Consider the following 2,059-nt stretch of genomic DNA (forward strand, 5'->3'; position numbering starts at 1 on the left):
GAATAATACCTCGAGCTGTGTACTTATATAGAGTATATTGTCTATTACCTTCACACGTAAAATTATCTATTATTGCTTTAATAATATTGATTACTATCCCATCCCATAAGATATTCATATTCTTGGGTTTCTACTTCAAATTCCTTTGATCTTATTTCAAATTGATGTTTTGTATAAAAACGAATGGCTCCTTCATTTTTCTCATATACATATAAATTAAGCCCTTTATAATCACCTTTTAACCTTTTCAATAATAAACTTTCTATTCCTTTATTACGATAATTATCTTTAATAAAAATACCTGCAATACATTGCTCATATAAGCCAGCAAATCCAACAATTTGATTATCAACATAATACACATAAATTGTTGAATCTGGAAGCATATTTTTAACTTTATCTACGTTATCAATCCAATAATCACGCTTTATAAAGTCATGTGTATCTAAATTAGAATTAAGCCATATATTTGATATCTTTTCTATGGACTCAAAATCTAAACTGTCTAATTTCTTTATCATTACATCCCACTCCTTACTTCCAAATTTTATTCATAGCCACTTAATGACTACTTTGATTTATGAAAGATTTTTCTTGTCAAATTATTCTATTTAGCTTTATCAAATGGATATTAATGCAAACTGCACGTCACTAAGCTAAATATCAAAACTTTCTTGCTGACTGGCAAATAATGTGCGGCTATGTTCATTATCTGTTTGAAAACATGGTGAATAAAATGCAATAACACTTGCAGTTATATGCTTTTATAAGAAAGGGATTTATTATTTTAAGAGATATAACCCGTTACACCTAAAATATCCTTTTTAACTCTAAATGAAGATAATTGTTTTTATTACCAAAATCATTTCTTCAACAATTTCAAACTTATTAAACATTATCCCATCTATTTACATATATATCAAAGTGTTTCAGCTTCAAATGTCACAATTGTCAAAAAATTTATGTTATAATAAATGTTAAGAGGTGAAAGCTATGGCGTTTGGAGCTGAAAGTATAACTTTAAAACAGAATAAAGTTGTTAAAACTTTGAAAGAACATCATGCAATTTCTTCAAAAACTGCTAAAGATTTAAATAGCTTAAATATACGGCATACCCATACTTTTAATAATTTAGTAAAACAAGGCGTTATAAGAGAAATTGACAATAAATATTATCTAGATATAAAAAACTGGGAAAATTTCAGAAAATCATTTAAAAGATGGTTTTTAATATAGCAAAGCTTTTGTAAATAGACTAATCTTGGATAAATACTATTTCAAAGATTGAAGTAATTTTAGTATAAATGCTAAAACTATCATATCTTAAACTAACTCCCCCCTAATTCGAGTGCTGTGGTATCAAAAATGAGCACTACAAAGTTATCGTAGTACATGGGTTTGTATGGGGCTTATTCTTGAAAGACCGACACATTTTATTTAATTAAGACGAGGATACTACTGTAAGGAATGCAGAAAAACTTTTACAGCTAAAACACTGTATATCAAAACTCATTGTACAATTTCTAATGATATTAAACTTATGGTGGTTAAGAAGCTTACTAATGTTGTTTCAGAAAAGGATATAGCTAAAAGTATATTAATCACATCTTCAAATGTTCATCGTTATTAAAGAAACCTAGGTGAATCAGTAAAAACTTGTACAAATGATACATTACCTCATAAATCAAACACGCTCTAATATACTCCTCCAACCAACCGCCCAATCGATAGTATCAACAATAAACTTAAGTTAATTGAATGAGTCACTTATTGTTATAGAAATTTTTTAATTATTACAAGGATATTTGTAAGTGAACATTAAAATAGTTTATATAAGTCTATATTAATTTTACATATTTAGAGCTTATATAATAATTTTATTTTTAATTTATTATTTTATAACGCGTTATGATATTCTATATGCAAGAAGTGAATCAATGAATAAGAAAACTTATGAAAAACTATTAAAACATTACTCTAGTTTAAATTCCCCCTAAAGAAACTATAGCAGTTAAATATACTGGAGTTTTTAACAGCATACATATAATTATTTACTTTG

General features: G+C 26.6%; 2 protein-coding genes. One reads left to right on the forward strand and one right to left on the reverse strand.

Annotation, left to right across the window (positions count from 1 at the left end; translation table 11 throughout):
* Positions 1–77: 77 nt before the first annotated feature.
* A complete protein-coding gene (locus CD172_RS12185; RefSeq protein WP_103346493.1) occupies positions 78–521 on the reverse strand; it encodes a GNAT family N-acetyltransferase in 444 nt (147 codons plus the stop codon).
* 472 nt (positions 522–993) lie between these two features.
* On the opposite strand from CD172_RS12185, the gene CD172_RS12190 reads away from it, so the two are divergent.
* Positions 994–1,236 carry a hypothetical protein gene (locus tag CD172_RS12190; RefSeq protein ID WP_103346494.1) on the forward strand — a complete coding sequence of 81 codons (243 nt, stop codon included), beginning with the start codon at positions 994–996 and terminating at the stop codon, positions 1,234–1,236.
* The last annotated feature ends 823 nt before the right edge of the window (positions 1,237–2,059 follow it).

The organism is Staphylococcus agnetis, from assembly GCF_002901865.1.
In the GTDB taxonomy this organism is placed as follows: domain Bacteria; phylum Bacillota; class Bacilli; order Staphylococcales; family Staphylococcaceae; genus Staphylococcus; species Staphylococcus agnetis.